Below are 19,409 nucleotides of genomic sequence, written 5' to 3'. Positions count from 1 at the left end.
CATTCCTGGGTAAACTGCTAAAGTTCCCAGGTTCCACCCTATTTTCACCCGGTGAGTTCCCCAAAACCCGACCATGCGCCGCCCCCTGCCTGGGGTTCGGTGCCTATGCTGCCCGTTGTTGGTGCCCTCATTGCGGGCATCCTGGTTTCCGATGCTGTGGGCTACGGATTGGCCAGGCCATGGCTGGTGGCAGCTGGCGTGACGGGGGCATTGGTGCTGGGAGGGCTTTATTTCAGGAGTGCTTCCCGCTGGCCGGCTATTGCCACTACTTGCTTGTTGTTGCTGCTGGTCTTTCTCCTGGGCGGCTGGCGCACCCAATCTTCCTACCCTCCGGCGCGGGAGGACTTCTTTCTGGCCGGGCTGGAAGCGGATGACCTGCTAGCGGGGGAGATCATGGCCATCCGCCCCGGAGAAAAGACCCTGCGGGCGGAAATTACGCTGACGGCCCTATTGGGTGCCGATAGCCTGCACCGCCCCGCTACCGGCAAGCTGCTGCTCTACCTTCCTCCCAGCCAAAAAGCAGCGACCCTGGTAGCCGGCGACCGCCTGGTCTTTGCGGGCACTCCTACCGAGCTGCGGCCGCCCCTAAACCCCGGGGTATTTGACCTGCGGGCCTACTGGAAGCGGCAGGGTGTCTACCACCAATTATTTCTCCGCGAAGACGGCGATTGGCGGCGGGTGGGCACTTCCGCTACGGGCATTCGGGCCACTGCGGAGGAATGGCGACGGACCTGGTTCAAGACCTTCCAAGACCATCTTACGGGAGACCGCCTGGCCGTAGCCGCCGCCCTGGTATTGGGCAAGCGCGACCTGATCAGCGAAGAAGTAAAATCTGCCTACACCGATACCGGGGCAATTCACGTCCTTGCCGTCTCGGGCCTGCACGTGGGCATAGTTTACCTGCTGCTGTACACCCTGCTGGCGCGGGTACTGCGGCTAAACCGTACGCGGGGCGGGCGCACCCTGGTGGCGGCGCTAAGCGTGGTGGCGGTATGGACTTTTGCGCTGGTGAGTGGGTTGAGCCCTTCGGTGCAACGGGCCGCGCTCATGTTTTCCGTTTTGGCCCTGGGGGGCATTCTCCGCCGGAAGACTTACATCTTCAATACGCTCTCCATTGCCGCTTTTGGCATGCTGTGGCTCAACCCCGCTACTTTTTTCCAGGTGGGTTTTCAGTTGTCGTTCACCGCCATCATCGGGATCGTGCTGTTCACGTCTTACCTGACGCGGCTGGTCTATTTTGGTTCCAGGTTGCTGCGCAGTGCGTGGTCGGCGATGGCGGCTTCCACCGGGGCGCAGTTGGGAACTTTACCGCTTTCGCTTTACAATTTCCAGCAGTTTCCGCTGTACTTTCTGCTGAGTGGCACAGTGGTTATTCTCTCGGCCTTTGCGGGCATGTTCCTGGGGATTTTGCACGGGTTGGTGGCCGGGCTGGGTGGCCCCACGCTGATGGCGGAGCTTACGGGCTGGCTGCTGGGCACGGTCATTGGCCTGCAAAACGCCTTCATCTTTTTCTTCGGGAATTTACCTGGGGGCTTGCTGAAAGTTCCCTGGTTTGATGGGGTCGCAGCGGGCTTGTTGGCGGTTTCCATCGGTGGACTAGCCGCCTGGCTACGCTGGAAAGGCCGTTTGTGGCCGGTAGTGACCTTTCTGCCCCTGCTCGTACTGGGCGGGTGGGTAGGATGGTCGCACAATGCCCGGCAACTGGAGCGACAATCGGCACGCATCATCGTGTACCACATTTCCCGCAGTAGCCTGATGGATTACACCCAAGGCACAGCAGCCTACGCCTTTGGTACTGCGCCGACGGAGGAAGAGTTGCCCTGGTCGGCCGGTCCCCAGCGCGAACAATGGGGCTACCAACCCCGCCTTACCCTGTCCTTACTTCCCGCCGCCGATACCACGCTAGAGGCAGGAGCAGCCCTTCAGTTTCCCTGCCTTCAGCTCGGGGGCACCCGCTGGCTGATTTTGGACGGCGAGGAAGTAGCGCCCAAAACTTGTGACCTAGCCCCCACCCACGTACTGGTCACCCGCAATTTCCGTCCTGCTGCCTTTCCCGGGTTGCCCCCTTCTGCTTCGCCGCCTACCGTAGTGGTGGATGGCAGCAACGCCTTTTACCGCCTGGAAGAATGGCGGGCCTGGGCAGCAACGGCAGGCTACCCCCTGCACCTTACGGCCGACTCCGGTGCCTACCTTTTCCCGCAGTAAGGGGTAAAAGGGAAAGCGAAAGAGCGCGCTCCGGACTGGCCAGAACGCGCTCTTCACGAAAGGAAAAGGGTCTTACTCCCTATTCCTTGTCCATATCAGCCCCAATCAGGTAGGGCGCACCAACGGCTTTGAGCTGATCCTTCAGGGCGGGCAACTGCGCGCTCAGTGCGTCGATTTTGGGATTTATTTCCTTGAGCATATCGCCGGCAATCCCCAGACTGCGGCGCATGTTGGGCGTCGGGCCATAGGTGGTGGATAACCCGCGGTAGCCCGCGAAGAAGTGATCCTGGACCGTCGGCGGTCCATTCTCTCCTACCGCAGCGCGGCTGGGGCTGCCCTCCAGCTGGCGTTCCAGGGCATTGATCTGGTCTTGCAGGGCGTAGAGGCTCTCGTGCAGTTTACCGGGCGCTACTGCCGACTGCGCCAGGGCCGTTTCCATTGCCTTGATTTGTCCCGTGAGTTTGCCGAGTTTTTCCTGGCTGGCGGCCATCTGGTCCTGGATGCCTTTCACTTCCTCGCGGTAGGCCAGAATAGCTTCGGGGCTGGCTCCTTCCACCGTAGGTTTGTGGAGGGGTTTGACGTTGAAACTGACGGGGCCCGCCAGCTCGGTGATTTTGCCATCGACCTCCTTGCTCATCGTGACGGAGTACTTCCCGGGAGGGGCCATCGCTCCGCCGCCGAAGCGACCGCCGCCGCCACCACCTTCGCCCGCCCGGATGGCCCAGGTAGAGGGCATGCGGAGATCCCAGGCCGTCCGGTGCAGCCCTTTTTTAAGGGGTTTGCTGAAGGTGCGTACCACTTCGCCATTCGCATCTTTGATGGTAAACCACACTTTGGGTTGCCGTTCGCTGCTCTCTTTGTCCAGCGCATCGTAGCCTGGGAAAGTGAGCGGCTGCTTGTTTTTCTGGGCTTCTTTTTCGGCCGCCTTGCGCTGGTCGGCCAGGCTCTTGAACTCGGTATTCAGGTTGTAAGTGAATACCGCCCCAAACTCGGGGTTCTCCGCAGCGTACTGGTCGGCACCAACGCCGGGGTCATTATCGCGCGGGGAATACCACCAGGCATCGCGGACGCTGAACAGCGCTCCTTCCTTCGCCATCGCCTCGTCGCTCATCTCCCGGAGGGGAGAGTAATCATCGAGAACCCAGAAGCTGCGGCCGAAGCTGGCCCCCACCAGGTCATTTTCCCGCTCCTGGATGGCCAGGTCCCGGAAAGAAATGTGGGGAGAACCCGCCAGTTTTTTCCACTCTCCGCCGCCGTTCAGGCTGGTGTAAATGCCATTTTCGGTAGCGATGAAAAGAAGGTCCTTTTTGACGTGGTCTTGCACCAGTCGCCAGACCAGTGTACGATCGGGGAGGCTGCTGCCCAGGTTGGTCCAGCTTTTGCCCAGGTTGGTGCTTTTGAAGAGGTAGGGTTTGTAGTCGCCCTCTTTGTGGTTGTCCAGCGAGACATAGACGGTGTTTTCGTCGTATTTGTCGGCTTTAATGTCGTTGATGAAGGCGCGTTCGGGGACGCCGGGCAGGTCTTTTACCCACATTTTCTTCCAGGTGGTGCCGCCGTCGGTAGTCACTTGCAGGATGCCATCGTCGGTACCCGCCCACAGGAGTTTCTCGTTGAGCGCGGATTCGGCCAGCGAGGTGATGGTGGAGTAGCTGGACATGGCGTAGATGTCCCATGGATTGTCCCAACTCTGGATGCCCCCCATGATGGGCCGTGCGATGCGTTCTTCGTTGCGCGTCAGGTCGCCGCTGATGGGCTGCCAGTCGTCGCCGCGGCTGTCGGAGCGCCACACCCGGTAGCTGGCGAAGTAGAGCCGCTTGGGGTCGTGGCGGGAGACCAAGATCGGCGCGTCCCAGTTGAAGCGCTCAAAGGGCTCACCGGCGCGGGCCTGGGGCTGTACCATAATGGGTTCGCCGGTTTTGAGGTCTACGCGGTGCAGGCCCCCTTGCTGGGTTTCGGCGTAGATGATGTCGGGGTTACCCGGTTCGGTGGCGGATTGGTGGCCGTCGGCGAAGAGCGTTTTGTACCAGTCGCCGTTCAGGATGCCCGCTTCGCTGTCCGTGCGGCTGGGGCCACCGTGCGAGCCGTTGTCCTGGGTGCCGCCAAAGATGTGGTAGAAAGGCTCCCGGTCGTCCACGGCCACTTTGTAGTACTGCGTGATGGGCATATTATCGATGAAACGCCAGTTTTCTGCCAAATCAAAGCTCTCGTACAGGCCCGCATCCGTACCGATCAGCAGGTAATCGGGGTCGTCGGCGCGGAAGACGATGGCGTGGTTATCGGAGTGTTTGCGCTCTTCTTTCATCCGGCGAAAGGTCTTTCCACCGTCTTCGCTGATCTGGATACGGACGTCCATCAGGTACAGGCGATCAAAAGCGTGGGGGCTGGCGTAGAGCTCCTGGTAGTAGTGGGGGCCGGTGCCGCCGGAGACGACATCACTCATCTTGTTCCAGTTGGCCCCTTGGTTGGCGGAGCGCCAGATGCCGCCCGTGCGCCGGTCCAGGGTAATGGCCGCGTACACCACGTCGGGCTGCTGGGGGCTGATGGCCAGACCGATCTTGCCGAGGTTGGAGCTGGGCAAGCCGGCACTGAGCTTTTCCCAGGTCTCGCCGCCGTCGCGGCTGCGGTGGATGCCCGAGCCGGGGCCTCCACCGAGGTAGGCCGCAACCGTGCGGTGGCGGTCCCAGGTAGCGGCGTAGAGGAGGTCGGGGTTGCGGGGATCTAGGAGCAAGTCGGTCGCGCCAGTCCACTCACTGCCGCCCAGGACCTTTTTCCAGGTCTTACCGCCGTCGGTGGTTTTGAAGACGCCCCGGTCTCCGCCACTGCTCCAGAGCGGTCCTTGCGCGGCAACCCAAACAACGTTGCTGTTGGCCGGGTGCACGATGATTTTGGAGATGTGCTCAGAGGTCTTCAGGCCCATGTTCTGCCACTTTTTGCCGCCGTCGGTGCTGCGGTAAATCCCGTCACCAAAGGCGATGTGGCGGCCGCCAACGTTTTCGCCGGTCCCCACCCAGACCGTCGATGGATTTAGCGGATCGATGGTAATGCAGCCCGTGGCATAGGTCCCTTCGTTGTCAAAAATCGGCTCCCAGGTGATGCCTGCGTTGCGGGTTTTCCAGACGCCGCCCGAGGCGACCCCCACGTACCACAGGTTATCGTTGTTGGGATGAACGGCAATGTCGGAGATGCGGCCGGCCACGAACGCGGGGCCGACGTTGCGGAGTTTAAACCCCTCCAGGGTCTTCGGTCCGTCCTGGGCCAGCAGCAAGCCAGCCAACAGAAGGAGGAAACAGGAAAAAGCAGTTCTCATGTCGGGCAGTTGAATTTTGGTATGAAGGGGGAATATACAGCATACCGGGCAAAATAGGCAGGAGATAAAGTCCAGCAGGGCGCGGCCGCAGGTGCAAGGAGAAAATGCGCTTCTGCGGCGCGCGCAGGGGAAAGCCACCGCCAGCCCACCGCTCCCCCTCCGGCACCAGCAGTTTCTGAAAGGAAGACACTACGCCCGGCCTGCGTAATTTTCCGGCAAAAATCAGCTCCATGCGGCTCGCTTACCTCCTCTTCGATGGCATTACGCTCCTGGATTTTAGCGGAGTGTACGACCCGCTGAGCCGCCTCCAATCGCAGGGGCACCTCCCCGGTTTTTCGTGGCAAACCTGTGCCATGACGTCCGTGGTGCGCGATGGATTCGGGCTTTCCGTCTCCGTTGACCGGGTGCAGCCCAACCTGGGCGAATACGACGCGATCTGCATACCTGGCGGCTTCGGCACCCGGGCCTTGCAGCACGACCCGGCCTTCCTGGCCTGGCTGGCTACGGCCGGGCCGGTGGGGCTCAAAACCTCCGTCTGTACCGGCTCCTTGCTGCTGGGCGCGGCGGGGTTCCTGAAAGGCCACCGTGCCACCACCCACTTCAATGAATACGCCGCCCTTGCACCCTACTGCGCCGAGGTGGTCCGGGAAAGAATCGTGGACGACGGCAGGGTCATCACCGCCGGGGCAGTGGCTTCGGCGCTGGATCTGGGGCTTTACCTCTGCGCGAAGTGGGCCGGCCCGGAAGCCGCCGAGCGTATCCGCCACAGCATGGATTATGCCGTTGCTGGCTTTTGACAGTTGATGCCCGGGGCGGGTGGCTTGCCCCGCTCTCCCCCTTTGGGGGTTGGGGGGCCAACACTCTCCCCCCTTCGGGGGGTCGGGGGGGAGCACCTGCGGCCGCGCCCCAAACATCATCTACGGCCGTAAAAGCCGCTAGGTTAGTCCAGCTACTACCACCACGATTTCGCCTTTGACACTGCCTTTAGCGGCGTAGTAGGCGTGCAGTTTTTCGAGGGTATCGGTAGTGATTTCCTCGTGGAGCTTGGAGATTTCCCGCGCCACGCAGGCGATGCGATCGGTACCGCACACTTCGCCGAGTTGGCCCAGGAGTTTCACGATGCGGTGCGGGCTTTCGTAGAGTGCAAAAGTGTGGGGGAGCGTGGCCAGGTACTGCAGGCGGGTTTGCCGGCCTTTTTTATGGGGCAGAAAGCCCTCGAAATGGAAACGATCGCAGGGAATGCCGCTGGCGGCCAGCGCCGGAACGAAGGCGGCGGGCCCGGGCAGACAACTCACGGCCACCCCGGCTTCGCGGCAGGCCCGCACCAGCAGGAAGCCGGGATCGCTGATGCCCGGCGTGCCCGCATCCGTGATGAGGGCGAAAGCAGCTCCTTCTTTCAGCTCCGCCACCAGTTGCGGAGCAATGGCGTGTTCGTTGTGCGCGTGGTAGGCCCGCAGCGGCGTGGCAATGCCGTAGTGCTGCAGGAGAGGACGGCTGGTACGGGTATCCTCCGCCAAAATCAGGTCTACCTCGCTCAGCGTACGGATGGCCCGTTGGGTAATGTCTTCCCGGTTGCCGATGGGGGTGGGGACGAGGTAGAGCATAGCAGTGCAAGTAAAATGAAGGGACGCTTCCTCTGCGACCAGCCAGGGCTCCCGCCACAAAACTACGAACTGCGGGCCGGGGATTAACCCGCATCCGGCCGGACCCGGTGAGAGGGCCTCACTTTTTGCTCAGGTAGTAACGCGTCAGGCGACGAACGATTTCGGTAGTGGCAGCGAAGGCGACGTGGCCGGCCAGCTTACCGATCTTGTTTTCCGCAACGTCTTTCACCGCCGCGGGAGCGATGCCGAGGGCAGGAAGTGCCAGCTGTTTGGTAGTGGTCATGAGTTGCTGCGAGCTCATCTTGCTGGCGTCGGGGATGGCCTCCACTACCACGCCGTAGACCCCGCCCACCAAAGCACCCATGCCGAATTCTACGGCGGCTTCGGCGAGAGCTTCCTGGCGATTGCTGAGGTCGATGTGGGTAAAAGCTTCGGCGGCTTGCACGGCGGCTTCGGCGTAACCGTCCTCAATCTGCTCCACATCGGGGGCCAGCTGGCGGTCTACGAGCATCTTCACTCCCACCCCTACCAGTCCGCCAATCATTCCGGCGAGGAAACCGTGCCCGTAGTGCGGGGGCCCCGTGCGCTCGGTGCGGGCCATAAACTCATCAACCGAATCGATTTTTTGCCCCGTCATTTTTTCAATGCGTGAGAAATCAAAATCATCAGCGGCGTCCTTGACGGTAGACAGGATGGATTCAAATAGGGAGGCGGCCATAATGATGTGGTACGTTAAGCTGGGAAAATAAAATGGGTGAAAATGCGGGGAAGGGTTTGGGCATTCTTTCCGGTAGGCGAAGATCGTCCGGTCAAGCGTGCTGCTTTGGTCCGGACGCATCCGTTGTAATAAACTACGTCAGGACGCCGAGGTTCGCACGACCGCGCCTTTTGCGAAGCCTTGGCAAAAACGGGCTATCCATCGTCTTTTTTCCCGAAAAGGGTTTTGTTCCAGAATTCCTTCCGTTCCTGCCGCCGCTGGTCTTTTCGCTCCTCTCTTTCGAGCAGTTCGACGATGCGTTCTGCGTATTCCGTGGGGCTTTCGTTGTTGCGGCGGCGCTTCTGGGCCATCATTTCTTCCACGCGTTGAGCCCCGTAGCGCTGCAGCCGCACGGCGATGGCTTCCACGGGCAAAAACTCCTCGGGGTCGCGGTAGATGGGCAGTTCTTCCAGGTAATCCGGGCAATCGAGCAGGGCCAGGGCCATTTCATCGAGGCCGGAAAATCCGCCGCCCCGGTACTTTTTCAGGCCGGGGTGTTGCTGCACTTTGCGCATGAAGGTCCCCCAAACGGGCAGGGCCGTAGCGGTGGCCGAGCCCCGGGAAAGGGTGCGAAAATGGACGGCGGGAAACTCCGCGCCCACCCAGGCACTTACCACGAGCTTGGGGGTGAAACCCACGAACCAGCCGTCGCTTTGGTCTTGGGTAGTGCCGGTCTTTCCCGCCAGGGGTCCGCTGATGCCGTAGGTACTGCGCAGGCGGCTGCCCGTACCGCTGTTCACCACGCCGGCCATCAGGTAGGTGGCGATGGCGGCAGTGGAGTCGGCCATCACACTGCGGGTTTTCAGGGGTTCGGTAAAGCTGACGATGACTTCACCGTTGGCCGTGGTGATTTCGTCGAGGAAGTGGATGCCCTCCGGCCGTCGTCCCCGGTTGGCAAAAGCACTGTACACCGTGTTCATCTCCGGCAGGGTGGCTTCTACGGTCCCCAATGCAACACTAGGGATGGCCTCTACCTTACCCGTGATGCCCATTTCGTGGATTTCGTTGACGACGCGGCTCAGGCCCGTGCGGACGGCAATGTTGACGGCTACGGTATTGACCGATTTGCTGAGTCCTCCGCGCATGGAGTAGGCCCCCTGGTATTCTCCGTTGGGGTTGCTGGGGTTGTAGTCCGCAAAATCCTCGATGGTAAACTGTTGAGCGGGGGTGTATTCGCAGGGGCGCATTCCTTCCTGGAGGGCCGTTGCATAGATCACGGGCTTGATGGTGGACCCCACCTGCCGGCGGGCGTTGACGTGGTCGTACTGCACAAAGCGGTAATCTACCCCGCCTACCCAGGCCCGCACCACCCCCGTGGCGGGCTCCGTCACCAGCAATCCCGCGTTCAGGAGGGTGAAATAGTGGCGCAGGCTATCGAGCGGCCCCAGGAGGGTATCGACCGCTTCCGTGGTCTTCCAGTCGTAGATGGTCATCGGCCGGGGTTCCCGCATGGCTTCCAGGATTTCTTCTTCCTTCAGCCCCGTTGCGGCCAGTTCGGTGTAGCGGGAACTCAGGCGAACCTGGTCCAGAAAGGCCGCTTCCCAGGGTGCGCGTTTGGCCTTGCTCCAGTCCGTCGCCAGGCCTTGTTGAATGAGGGGCAGTTGTTCGCGCACGGCCTCTTCGGCCAGGCGCTGCATTACGCTGTTGAGGCTCACCCGGATGCGGAGGCCGTCTCGGTCAATGTCGTAAGGTCGCCGGTCGGGGTGGGTTTTTCCGGCCAAAGCCCGCTCCACTTCGCCACGCAACATTTGCCGGAAGTGGGCTGCGCCGCCCACCTGGTTGTTTTCCCGGCGGTACTTCAGCCCCAGTGGCAAAGCGCTGATGCTATCGGCCTCGGCGGGTTCTAAAACACCATTTTTGGCCATTTGCCCCAAGACGACGTTACGACGGCCCAGGCTCTTCCCGGGGTTTGTCCGGGGGTTGTAGGTTGTATTCGCCTTGAGCAGGCCCACCAGCACGGCGGCTTCCTGGGCGTTGAGGTCTTCCGCCGCTTTGCTGAAAAAGCGGTTTGCGGCCACTTCAATCCCGTAGGCATTTTCTCCGAAGGGAACGGTATTGAGGTAGAGGGCCAGCAGCGCGTACTTGTCGTAGACTTCCTCCAGGCGGCTGGCGATGATCATCTCCCGCAACTTCGTTTTTACCATGCCGAAACGGCCGTTGCCCTCCCGGGGGTAGAGCTGCTTGGCCAACTGCTGGCTGATGGTGCTACCGCCGCCGCCACTCCGGTCGCCGCGGATGATGCTGCGCCAGAATACCCGCCCCAGGGCGTACAAATCAATGCCCTGGTGCTCAAAAAAGCGGCTGTCTTCGGTGGCAATCAAGGCTTCCGTTACGTAGGGCGAAATCGCGTCCAGAGGCACACTGACGCGGTTTTCCCGGTAGTATTTGCCCAGCACCACGCCGTCTTCACTAAATACCGAAGAGGCTTCCGCATTCTCAATCAACGCCAGTTCGGCCTTTTCCGGCATCGGGCCGTAGCGTCCCGCCAGCGCTTGGGCAAACAAGACGGCAAAGAAAACCCCCACCAGCATCGTGGGTAAGAACACGAATAAAAAGGCCAGCTTCAGCGGCGGCTGCCGGCGGAGATAGGCCCAGGTCTGCCGGGCACCGTACTGCGCCTTGTCCCAGACCTGGAGGGCAATTTCGCGTGCTTTCGCTTGCAGTTCTTGCGGAAAAATGTTCTTCATACTACTTGTGCCTTCTGGTAAGGAACCTTGCTCAACGGCCACGCCGCCGGGGCGATAAGACCAACCGGCCATTCTGGGAACAACCTGGCCCCCAGCGGACCTGCCCCAAGCTCCCTACAAAACGCACGGAGGACGCTTTAGATTATTATCTACCCATCCTACAGCCTGTGCGGGCGAGTACCTGCCAGCAGGCACTCGCCTTCGGTCAATTGAAATCGCGCATAATGGTCGTCGAAATGCTGAAGCGGACCCCAAAGTCTGCGTATTCCAAATCGCGGAAGGCCGTTACAAATTCCAGGCGGAAGATCCGCAGTATGTTGTCAATGGAGTAGCCGACCTCGGTGTAGTGTTCAGAGGTGGGGGTGTGTAAGTAGTTCACGAACAGGTCTTCCTTGAGGCCCATCAGGTGGAGCTTCCAGATGCGGGTGAGGAGGAATTTCCGGAACTGGTAGTGCCCGTAAAATTCCAGGTATTCTTCGTTGGTGCTTTCGGCGTAGTAGGGCAGCAGGCGGTAGCTGCCGATGGGGTCGAGGGAGGTGAGGATGAGTTCAGAAGTAGCAAAGTGCTTGAAATCGGGGAAGTCTACCGACTGGTTGTTCACAAAAGCACCGCCGCGCACCAGCAGGTCCACCCGTCCTTTACGGCCTACGTCGAAGCGGTGCTCGTAGGCCGCCTCCAGCTGGGTAAAGTCGGCCGTCGAAGCCCCAATTTCTGGCAGGCCCTGCGCCAGACGGAAGCTGATCGTGGGGGCCGAAAGGTCAATGACCCGCTTGCGCCCGTTCTCGATTTCGTACTTCAGGCCCGGCCGCCAGGCGAGGCCAAAGCGGGCCGTGGCGGCCGGGTTAACTTCGGAAACGAAGCCCCGGGCAGCATTCAGGGGCGTATTGGGTGCGTAGCTTTCCCCTTCGGAGAGCCCCCACCAATTGTTGTTGCTGGAGTTGGTCACCGCCCGGCGTTCTTCGTAAGCCAGGCGGGCGTCTGCCCGCAAGGCATCGCTGTACTTTTTCGTGTAATCCAGTTGCCCGTACACCCGTTCGTAGAGGCGGATGAAGTTGCCCCCCGAGACGAGGTTATTGTAAGCCGAAATCCAGGGGTCAATGGCCGGCTGGTCGTTGAACTGCCGCAAAAAGCGCCCGCCGCTGAGCCTGATCTTCGGCGTGTTACTCACCCCGCTCCGGCCCAGTTGCACATCCCCTTCGACGATGAGGCGCTTCCAACCAATGCCGTACCGGGGGTGGACGCCAAAGCCGATGGCCTTCTTCCGGTTGATCCAGCCCAGGCGCGTACCCAGGGCGTAACCTTCCACGGGGTTGAAAATGGGGTCGGGGAACCAATTATCGAGGCGGAAGCGCCCCAGGTTGCGCTTGGCCAGGGCGGCGGAGTCTAAAGTTACCGTATCGCGGGAACCATCCTTGCCCACCGTTACCTCCAGCGAGTCCAGCTTCTTGTTGCGCTCCAGACCGTCGGCAATGGCGTACCCAATCACTTCTTCGGCGGTCAGTGGCACGGGCCGCAACTGGGCCCAGGCGGCCGTATCGCGGACCACCACGACGCTGTCGTTGGAAAAGGAATAGTTGCTTTCCACCTCCGGCGCCTCGGAGGCTTTGCGTTCCTCCTTTTCGTATTCGCGCATCAGCTTGCGGAGGTCTTTGGCTTTGATCTCGCCGCCTTCGGCCAGCGTGCGCTCCAGGTCGCTCACCTCCCGGGCCTTGGGCGTCCGCTCGGCCACCTCCGGCTGGGTCTTTTCATCAATCACTTCCACGTAGCCCCCCAGCTTGGTGTTCAGGCTCAGGACGTAGTTGCTCACGGTGCTGAGGTAGTGGTACTCAAAAGCGATGCCAAAAATTTGCCCGTTCGCATCCAGGGTGGTGGTGATGGGCATCCACACGTGGTCTTGCACTTCGGCGAAGGTCTGCCCGATGTCGATCTGGAAGCCCAGTTTGTAAGTCGTCAGCTCCAGGCTGTGGATCGACCAGTCGTCGTGCACAATATTGATGTAGCCCTCGAAAACGTCTTCTCCGCGGCTGCGGGGAATCACCCGAATCTTGTTCACCAGCTCATCGCGGTCTACGAAGACGCCCTCCAGCTCAAACTTGTAGTAGCCAAAGGCTTTGGGGTTCAGGGGGCTCACGATGGCGTCGGCCACCAGCGGGTCGTAAAAGGAAGTGAAGATGTACTGGGCCGCGTCGAATTCCGCATCCCCAATTTCGTACTTCGAGATTACTTTTTGGGCGTAGGTATTGGGCCGCGTGTAGCTCACCTCGCTGGTGGATTCGCTGGTGTAGGCGCGGTTCAGGGCTTCGTCGATCTCTTTGCGGTCCTCCTTGCTGGCCATCATGCGCAGCAGGCCGGGGATTTTGTTCACCTTGCCCGTGCCTTTGATGTAGACCTGGGCGGTGTAGGCGTCGAGCTGGTTGCGATGGTAATCGGCCTTGGCAATGGCCCGGCGGATGACCGAATAGCTGCGGTCTTCGCCACCGCTGAGGATCTCCACTTCGTCCAGCTCCAGCGCTTCGGAGATGAGTTTGATGTCCAGCCGGGTGTTCCCCAGCACGGTTTTCACCTGGGTTTGGTAGCCGAGGTACTGAAAAATGACGGTGTTGGAGCCAGCGGCGAGCCGGACCTGGAAATCGCCGTCGGCATTGCTGGCCGTGCCACTCTGGGTTTGCTGCACGTAGATGGAGGCGAAGGGCAGCGGCTCGCCGGTTTCCGCATCCGTAATGCGCCCGGTCAGGGTTTGGGCGCGGACGCAGGTGCAAAGGAAAAGGACAAAAAGCAGGGTAAGGACGCGCATGGATAGTTTCATTTGGCTGGGTGAGGTCCCAAAAATAGTCGCCACCCCGGCAGCGGCAAGTACCTTAACGGAACTTTATACTAAGCTTGGCTGCGGCTCGACGGATTCCGTCCCACCGGTCCACCAAACCCTTGCTTTGCTCTTCCAAGGCGTTCCTGGCACCTGCGGCCGCGCCCTCACTGCCCGTCTACCGTGAGGGAAAAACCCACGGCGTGAATGTTTTCTACCCGGATGCGGGGGTCTTTGGACAAATACTTGCGCAGCCGGCTGATGAACACGTCGAGGCTGCGGCCCATGAAATAATCGTTCTCCCCCCAGATTTTCTCCAGGATTTCGCCGCGTTCAATCACCTGGTCGCGCCGGACGCTCAGGAACTGCAACAACTCCGCTTCCCGACGGGTGAGGCGGCGGGGCGGCTCGGCACGGTAAGTGAGTTGGAGTTTCTCGAGCTCAAACTGGTAGTCGCCAATGCGCCGTGGGTCCAGCGCCGGGCTGGACGGCCGCACGCGGTTACGACGCAGAAATACCTCGATCTTGAGGATGAGTTCTTCGATGCTGAAGGGCTTGGTGATGTAGTCGTCGGCCCCCAGGCGCAGTCCCTGTAAGCGGTCTTCCTTGAGGCTCTTGGCGGTGAGGAACAGGATGGGAATGTCCTGGTTTCTCGACCGGATGCGCTCGGCCAGCTGGAAGCCATCAACGCCGGGCAGCATCACGTCGAGCAGACAGAGGTCGTACTGAAAGCCCTCCTTTTCAATCTCGCGCAAGGCCGCAGTGCCATCGGCGCAGTGCGTAACGGTAAAGCCATTGAACTCGAGGTTGTCTTGGGTCACGAAGCTGAGGCTTTCGTCGTCTTCAACGTACAGAAGGTGGGCTTTACTCATGTGGTAACTACTTGAACGATGGGCAGCAACGGCAGCTGCAGGCGAAAGGTAGCTCCCTGGCCCAGACTGCTCTCCACGCGGATGGTCCAGCCGTGGGCACGGCAGATCTGGGCGACGTAAAAGAGCCCCAGGCCAAAGCCCTTCACGTCGTGCACATCGCCCGTCGGGATGCGGTAGAACTTCTCGAAAAGCCGCTCCTGGTGTTCGGGGGCGATGCCGGGGCCACTGTCGGAAATGCTCAGGTGCAGGGCCTGCCCACGCAACTCGCCCCTGACGCGGATGCGGGGCTTTTCGCCGCTGTACTTGATGGCGTTATCGAGCAGGTTGTGGAGGATATTGGAAAGGTGGAGCGGGTCAGCCAACAAAGGCAGAGGGTGACCGGGCAGGTCGACCTCCAGGGTGCCCGAGCGTTCTTCAGCGCGGACGCGGGCGCTGCCCAGCAGATCGGGCATGATGCGGTGCAAATCGGTACTTTCCTTCTTGATCTCGAAGTTCCCCTGCTCGATGCGGGCGATTTGCAAGACTTTTTCCACCTGTTCGTTGAGCCGTTCGTACTGCTGGTGAATGAGCTGGGCGTAGCGCGAAAGCCGCCCGTCGGCCGCCACCCGCTCGTCGCGCAGAAACACGCCCGCCGCGATGCGAATCGTTGAAAGCGGCGTCTTAAACTCGTGGGTCATGTTGTCGATAAAGTCTTTCTGCATAGTAGCCAGCCGCCGCTGCCGCAGCATGACCACCACCGAGTAGCCGAAGAAGGCTACCGTCAGCATCAGGATGAGGGAGAGGAAAACCACGAGCTGCATCTTTTCCCACAGGTAGCCCGTGCGGGTGGGGAACTTGATGCCGAAGTAGTAAAGCAGGTTTTCGTCGGGGGCCAGGTAGCTCGTCCGCTCGGCCAAGACGGGGTCTTCGGGCTCGGTGGAAGCCTGGCAGTAGCCGCCGTAGGCCATCTGATCGGTGGTACAGTCGAAGATGGCGTATTCGAAGGGCAGGTCAAGACTCAGCCGTACGAGTTCCTGCTGCATCAGAATTTCCAGGCGGAGGGCATCGATTTCGCTTTCGATGTTGACGATGAAGTAATTGCTGGAGCGCTGCCGGACGATATCGCGGCTCGGCAGGTCGCTGTTGTTCTCGGCGGCCAGCTGCCGGGCCACGCCGTAGAGGGCCAGCTTCGCCTTCTGGCTGAATTCCGTGTCGTTGAGGTTCCAGGTGGTCGCTACCCAGTAAGTCTGCATCCCCACAATGCCCAGGATGGCAAGGAGGCCCAAAATGATCACGCGGGTGAGGGTATGCTGATGCATGGCGGCAGCTGGGATGCGGGGGAGAAGGTAAAAGTGCACATTCGTGGGCTTACCCAGGGTGCTCACTCCTTCGTTAACAACGCATTAACCGGCGGGGGTAGTTTTTGTAGTTCATAGTTCATAGTTCATAGTTCGGTAGTTCATAGTTCGGTAGTTCGGTAGTTCACTCGTTGAACTTGGAGCTTCTGAACTACCAGACTACTGAACTATGAACTACTAGACTATGAACTACTAAACTACCAGACTGCCGTATCTTTGGCGGACTGGAATCCCTCAACATTTTGCGTTACCTCGTTGCAGTTCTATTTCTGGCCCTTTCTCTAGGCGATGCCGCTGCGCAGGCTGCCCCCAACCCTTTTGAGATTCGCGCTCGTTTGCCGCAGACGGATTTGCCGGCCAACGACAGTGTGCGGCCAGCGACGGCCTACGGTCCTTTCGACATTCGGCCAGCAGGGTCGGGCCTTGCTCCTACAACTTCCCGGGCACCTGCGACCGCGCGACCTGCGGGATTCGGGCCCGTGGTCATTCAATCCACTGACCCGAACCAGGGGAAAGGCAGCATCCTCATCATCCAGTTGCTGCTGCTCGTTACCCTGGCCAGCCTCTGGGTGCTGTTTGGGAATTTGCTGCGGCAGTGTTTCCGCGGCACCATCAACGACAGCCTGATGAACCAGATTTACACCCGGCGCTCGGGTGGCGAGCTGACGGCCCTGTGGCTTTGCTACCTCTTCTTTTTCTTTGCGGCCGGCTTCTTCGTTTACCTGTTTGCGCTGCGCCACAACGTGAGCCTCAACCTGGGGCCCTGGGGCAGCTGGCTCACTTACACCCTGGCGGTGGCCGGGGCCGTGGGCCTCAAGCACTGGGTGCTTTGGGCCTACGCGCGGGTGTTCCCCGTACGCAAGGAGGTGAGCCGCTACGCCTTCGTGCTCATGGTCTTTTCCATCCTTGCCGGTCTCTTTCTCACCCCCACCTCCCTGGCCGCCAGCTACGCGCCACCGGAGTGGCGAGACGTCTTTCTCTACGGCGGCCTGCTGGTGCTCGTGGTCATTTACGGCTTCCACCTCCTGCGGGGGCTCGCCATCGCCAGCCGCCTCGCATTTGCCAGGCCCGTGCATATTTTATTGTATCTTTGCGCGATTGAAATAGCTCCGGTGCTCCTCCTTTACCGGTATTTTAGCGACGCTTTGGTATAATTTTCCCGGAGGAGTTCGCCCGTCTTAGACCACCTTAGGCCCGCCCCAAGGCCCCACCAAGATCGATGTAATTATGAGTATGGCTGCTGAACGAGAGACCTACGTTGAAAAATACAAGCCCATCCGTACCGTCCTGGTCTCCCAGGTAGAACCAGAACGCAACCCCTTCGCCCGCCTGGAGACGAAGTACAACATTAAGGTAGACTGGCGCTCCTTCATCGAGGTGCGCGGACTGACGGAAAAGGAATTCCGCAAAGAACGCGTCCGCCCGGATGAGTACTCCGCCATCATCTTCACCTCCAAGCTCGCCATCGAACACTTCTTCCGCCTGTGCAAAGCCCTGCGGATTGAGATGAGCCAGGAAACGAAGTACTACTGCATGACGGAGGCCATTGCCAATTACCTCCAGAAGTTCATCGTTTACCGCAAACGCAAGGTCTTCTTCGGCCAGCGCACCATCCAGGATCTGGCCCCCACCCTCAAGAAGCACCGCAGCAAGGAGAAGTTCCTCCTGCCCATGGGCAACCTCGGTGCCGAGTTCGTCTCCAGCTACCTCACCGAAAATGAGTTCAACTGGACGCCAGCGCTGATGTACCAGACCGTGCCTTCTGACCTGAGCGACCTCGAGGATGTCTTCTACGACGTGCTCATCTTCTACAGCCCCCTAGGCATCGATTCGCTCTACGAGAACTTCCCTTCCTTCAAGCAACTCGAAACCCGCCTGGCCGTAGCCGGCAGCAAAACGATGCAGGCCTGCGAAGAACACGGGCTGTACGTCAACATCAAACCCGAGCCACCCAACGTCCCCAGCATGGAAATGGCCCTGGAAAATTACCTGAAGATCTCCAATAAGGGCTAAGCGTACATCTAAATCCTTATCAGACTTGTTTAACCGGTCTTCAAATGGCTACAAGCGGCACCACGTAGTAGCCGCCTAGCGAAATTTTGCCCGTTTTGGATGCCAACGCCGTCAACCTTCTCGCCCGCCTGCGCAGGAACTTGCAGGCCGGAACGCTGCCCGGTTTTGCGGCCCAGCAAACGATGTCTCCCCCTTTCCGGGGCACTTACCCTACCCCGCCGCCCGGTGCCCGCCTCGCTGCGGTGCTGGCCCTTTTTTATCCCATCCAGGACCAGCTCCACTTGCTGTTCATCCAACGGACGAGCCCGGCTAACGACCGCCACGCCGGCCAGATTTCTTTCCCCGGCGGCTCGCGCGACGCCGACGATGCCGACGCGGCCGCAAACGCCCTGCGGGAAACGGAAGAAGAAGTAGGCATTCCCCGCACGGCCATCGAACTGCTCGGCCCCCTGACTTCCCTCTACGTTCCCGTCAGCAATTTTTTGGTCGAGCCCTTCGTCGGTTTCCTCCCCAGTCGCCCCCAGCTCCGGCCCCAGCCCAGCGAGGTGGCCCGGACGCTGGAACTACCCTTCACGCATTTCCTCGATCCTTCCGCCCGCGTGGTCGCCGAGCGCCGGCTGAGTTCTGGCCTGACCCTCCCCGATACCCCCCACTGGGCCGTCGGCGGCGAAGAAATCTGGGGCGCTACCAGCATGATGGTCGCCGAAATTGTCGCCCTGGCCCAATCCTGACTCCGCAGCTTGTTCCAACTAACGCCAGGTTGGGGGATATTCGCTGATTTTCAAACGGTTGGATCGCATTGGTTTTGTAGTTCGGTAGTAGACAACACCCCACTACCGAACTACAATACTACAGAACTGCCTTCCAAAGACCGTTGAAGGCCAGTTAGTTGTGATTATTGCAAGAGCTCAACCTTACGCTTTTCACTACTGGTGGAAGGCCTGCGTGATGAAAGCGAGCACTTCGGGCAGGCTCTCGCGCCAGTAGGTCCAGGTATGCCCACCCTCGCGGATGCGGAACTCGTGCTTAATCTCCCGCTCCCGCAGGGCAATGTGCACCAGGCTGTTTTCGCGGTAGAGGAAGTCGTCGTCCCCGCAGTCAATAAACCAGCGGACGGAGGCGATTTTCTCTTTGTCGAGTGATTTGGCCAGTTCCACGAAGTTGTGCTGGGCGTGGTAAGTGCTCAGTTGGGTGTCGGTATAACTCGTTTCTCCGGCGCGGGCAAAGCGTTCTTTGACGTCCTCCACCGTCATTCCACCGGCCCAGGCGCTCAGTGGACAGGCCGAACTGAAGAGCTCCGGATGGTGGAGCGCGTAGGTGAAGGTGCCGCCCCCGCCCATTGAGAGGCCGGCGATGGCCCGGAAGCGTTTTTGGCCCTTGATGCGGTATTTGCCCTCCACGTGGGGCATCAGTTCTTCAAAAAAGAAATCTTCGTAGCGCCATTTTCCGTCGGGGCTGTTGAAATAACCGACGCGTTGGGTATTGGCATCGGGCATGACGATGATCATGGGCGTCGCCTTGCCGCTGTGGATGGCCTCGTCGGTAATCCGCAGCACCTCGCCGAACTGGATCCAGCCCGTCTGGTCGTCCCCGTAGCCGTGTAGCAGGTAAAGCACGGGGTAGCTGCGCTGGCTCTGTTCGTAGCCCGGTGGCAGGTAGATGGCGTACTGCCGGTCCATTCCCAAAATGGTGCTGGGCAGGCTCAGCGCCTCGTAAACGATACCCGTAGTGTTGGCCGTCTGGGCGCTGACGCAGGTGCAAAGAAAGCCCACGAGGAGCAGGGGAAGGAAGAACAAGTGACGCATAATCGGAGGGTATTTTCCC

13 protein-coding genes are annotated in these 19,409 nt (G+C 60.3%); 5 read left to right on the top strand and 8 right to left on the bottom strand.

The features are described from left to right. Window positions 1–51: 51 nt before the first annotated feature. Window positions 52–2,205 (top strand): ComEC/Rec2 family competence protein, encoded by a 2,154-nt coding sequence (locus H9S92_RS19390; protein ID WP_187468356.1) that lies wholly within the window; start codon window positions 52–54, stop codon window positions 2,203–2,205. 79 nt (window positions 2,206–2,284) lie between these two features. Here the strand turns inward: H9S92_RS19390 and H9S92_RS19385 are convergent, their stop codons facing one another. Beyond that, complete coding sequence (locus tag H9S92_RS19385) at window positions 2,285–5,512, bottom strand: VPS10 domain-containing protein (RefSeq protein ID WP_187468355.1); 3,228 nt, start codon at window positions 5,510–5,512, stop codon at window positions 2,285–2,287. Between the two features lie 230 nt (window positions 5,513–5,742). On the opposite strand from H9S92_RS19385, the gene H9S92_RS19380 reads away from it, so the two are divergent. Then, complete coding sequence (locus tag H9S92_RS19380; RefSeq protein WP_187468354.1) at window positions 5,743–6,309, top strand: DJ-1/PfpI family protein; 567 nt, start codon at window positions 5,743–5,745, stop codon at window positions 6,307–6,309. Window positions 6,310–6,447: 138 nt separating this feature from the next. Here H9S92_RS19380 and rsmI read toward each other — a convergent pair whose 3' ends face one another. The 6 genes from rsmI to H9S92_RS19350 form a co-directional block, all read right to left on the bottom strand. After that, entirely contained in the window at window positions 6,448–7,116 is a 669-nt protein-coding gene (gene rsmI / locus H9S92_RS19375; protein ID WP_187468353.1) for a 16S rRNA (cytidine(1402)-2'-O)-methyltransferase, read from the bottom strand. A gap of 118 nt (window positions 7,117–7,234) precedes the next feature. Beyond that, a complete protein-coding gene (locus H9S92_RS19370; protein ID WP_187468352.1) occupies window positions 7,235–7,834 on the bottom strand; it encodes a hypothetical protein in 600 nt (199 codons plus the stop codon). A 194-nt stretch (window positions 7,835–8,028) separates the two neighbouring features. Beyond that, the gene (locus tag H9S92_RS19365) at window positions 8,029–10,560 is read right to left on the bottom strand and encodes a transglycosylase domain-containing protein (protein ID WP_187468351.1); all 2,532 of its coding nucleotides are present in this window, start codon (window positions 10,558–10,560) and stop codon (window positions 8,029–8,031) included. Window positions 10,561–10,765: 205 nt separating this feature from the next. Further along, window positions 10,766–13,366 (bottom strand): DUF5686 and carboxypeptidase regulatory-like domain-containing protein, encoded by a 2,601-nt coding sequence (locus tag H9S92_RS19360; RefSeq protein ID WP_187468350.1) that lies wholly within the window; start codon window positions 13,364–13,366, stop codon window positions 10,766–10,768. A gap of 164 nt (window positions 13,367–13,530) precedes the next feature. After that, window positions 13,531–14,235 carry a response regulator transcription factor gene (locus tag H9S92_RS19355; protein WP_187468349.1) on the bottom strand — a complete coding sequence of 235 codons (705 nt, stop codon included), beginning with the start codon at window positions 14,233–14,235 and terminating at the stop codon, window positions 13,531–13,533. After that, window positions 14,232–15,533, bottom strand: a complete 1,302-nt coding sequence (locus tag H9S92_RS19350) for a sensor histidine kinase (RefSeq protein ID WP_187468348.1) — start codon at window positions 15,531–15,533, stop codon at window positions 14,232–14,234. Before H9S92_RS19350 ends, H9S92_RS19355 begins: the two co-directional genes overlap by 4 nt. A gap of 281 nt (window positions 15,534–15,814) precedes the next feature. On the opposite strand from H9S92_RS19350, the gene H9S92_RS19345 reads away from it, so the two are divergent. The 3 genes from H9S92_RS19345 to H9S92_RS19335 all read left to right on the top strand — a co-directional run bounded on the left by H9S92_RS19345 (window position 15,815) and on the right by H9S92_RS19335 (window position 18,316). Beyond that, window positions 15,815–16,726, top strand: coding sequence for a DUF4271 domain-containing protein (locus H9S92_RS19345; RefSeq protein ID WP_187468347.1), 912 nt, complete (start codon window positions 15,815–15,817; stop codon window positions 16,724–16,726). Window positions 16,727–16,805: 79 nt separating this feature from the next. After that, the gene (locus H9S92_RS19340) at window positions 16,806–17,585 is read left to right on the top strand and encodes a uroporphyrinogen-III synthase (protein ID WP_246463996.1); all 780 of its coding nucleotides are present in this window, start codon (window positions 16,806–16,808) and stop codon (window positions 17,583–17,585) included. Between the two features lie 95 nt (window positions 17,586–17,680). Next, complete coding sequence (locus H9S92_RS19335; protein ID WP_187468345.1) at window positions 17,681–18,316, top strand: NUDIX hydrolase; 636 nt, start codon at window positions 17,681–17,683, stop codon at window positions 18,314–18,316. Between the two features lie 195 nt (window positions 18,317–18,511). Here the strand turns inward: H9S92_RS19335 and H9S92_RS19330 are convergent, their stop codons facing one another. Next, the gene (locus H9S92_RS19330) at window positions 18,512–19,390 is read right to left on the bottom strand and encodes an alpha/beta hydrolase (protein WP_187468344.1); all 879 of its coding nucleotides are present in this window, start codon (window positions 19,388–19,390) and stop codon (window positions 18,512–18,514) included. Window positions 19,391–19,409 lie beyond the last annotated feature (19 nt).

It is taken from the genome of Neolewinella lacunae (genome assembly GCF_014349155.1).
In the GTDB taxonomy this organism is placed as follows: Bacteria; Bacteroidota; Bacteroidia; order Chitinophagales; family Saprospiraceae; genus Neolewinella; species Neolewinella lacunae.
Note: the sequence above shows the minus strand (reverse complement) of the source record. Positions and strands in the feature narration are given on the sequence as shown.

Bases quoted from the DNA above. Each gene is read 5' to 3' on its own strand.
- H9S92_RS19380 (WP_187468354.1), top strand. From the start codon at position 5,743: ATGCGGCTCGCTTACCTCCTCTTCGATGGCATTACGCTCCTGGATTTT.
- H9S92_RS19385 (WP_187468355.1), bottom strand. From the start codon at position 5,512: ATGAGAACTGCTTTTTCCTGTTTCCTCCTTCTGTTGGCTGGCTTGCTG.
- H9S92_RS19340 (WP_246463996.1), top strand. From the start codon at position 16,806: ATGGCTGCTGAACGAGAGACCTACGTTGAAAAATACAAGCCCATCCGT.
- H9S92_RS19355 (WP_187468349.1), bottom strand. From the start codon at position 14,235: ATGAGTAAAGCCCACCTTCTGTACGTTGAAGACGACGAAAGCCTCAGC.
- H9S92_RS19365 (WP_187468351.1), bottom strand. From the start codon at position 10,560: ATGAAGAACATTTTTCCGCAAGAACTGCAAGCGAAAGCACGCGAAATT.
- H9S92_RS19330 (WP_187468344.1), bottom strand. From the start codon at position 19,390: ATGCGTCACTTGTTCTTCCTTCCCCTGCTCCTCGTGGGCTTTCTTTGC.
- rsmI (WP_187468353.1), bottom strand. From the start codon at position 7,116: ATGCTCTACCTCGTCCCCACCCCCATCGGCAACCGGGAAGACATTACC.
- H9S92_RS19370 (WP_187468352.1), bottom strand. From the start codon at position 7,834: ATGGCCGCCTCCCTATTTGAATCCATCCTGTCTACCGTCAAGGACGCC.
- H9S92_RS19360 (WP_187468350.1), bottom strand. From the start codon at position 13,366: ATGAAACTATCCATGCGCGTCCTTACCCTGCTTTTTGTCCTTTTCCTT.
- H9S92_RS19350 (WP_187468348.1), bottom strand. From the start codon at position 15,533: ATGCATCAGCATACCCTCACCCGCGTGATCATTTTGGGCCTCCTTGCC.